At 67.0% G+C, this 845-nt stretch carries 1 protein-coding gene; it reads left to right on the forward strand.

Features of this window, described 5'->3' with window-relative positions; genetic code table 11:
* The coding region (gene hpaD / locus ACPYOG_RS19180; RefSeq protein ID WP_481295731.1) for a 3,4-dihydroxyphenylacetate 2,3-dioxygenase at positions 1-845 on the forward strand (845 nt) is incomplete at both ends.

Raw genomic sequence — 845 nt, forward strand, 5'->3', positions numbered from 1 at the left:
GTCACCGACCTCGCCGCCAGCCGCGAGTTCTACGTCGACGTGCTCGACCTCATCGTCACCGAGGAGGACGAGAACACCGTCTACCTGCGATCCTTCGAGGAATTCATCCACCACAACCTCGTCCTGCGCACAGGCCCGGCAGCCGCGGTCGCCGCGTTCGCCTACCGGGTCCGCACCCCGGAAGACCTCGACCAGGCCGTCGCGTTCTACACCGAACTCGGCTGCCGGGTCGAACGCCGGCCCGACGGGTTCACCAAAGGCATCGGCGACAGTGTGCGGGTGGAGGACCCGCTCGGCTTCCCCTACGAGTTCTTCTACCAGGTCGAGCACGTCGAACGCATGGCCTGGCGCTACGACCTCTACACACCCGGCGCACTGGTCCGGATCGACCACTTCAACCAGGTCACCCCCGACGTCCCCCGCGCCGTGAAGTACATGGAAGACCTCGGCTTCCGCGTCACCGAAGACATCCAAGACCAGGCCGGCACCACCTACGCCGCCTGGATGCGCCGCAAACCCACCGTCCACGACACCGCCATGACCGGCGGCGACGGCCCACGCATGCACCACATCGCCTTCGCCACCCACGAAAAGCACAACATCATCGCCATCTGCGACAAACTCGGCGCCCTCCGCCGCAGCGACTGCATCGAACGCGGCCCCGGCCGCCACGGCGTCTCCAACGCCTTCTACCTCTACCTGCGCGACCCCGACGGCCACCGCATCGAGATCTACACCCAGGACTACTACACCGGCGACCCCGACAACCCCGTCGTCACCTGGGACGTCCACGACAACCAGCGCCGCGACTGGTGGGGCAACCCCGTCGTGCCGTCCTGGTACAC

The organism is Leifsonia sp. HAY1-4F (assembly GCF_056755275.1).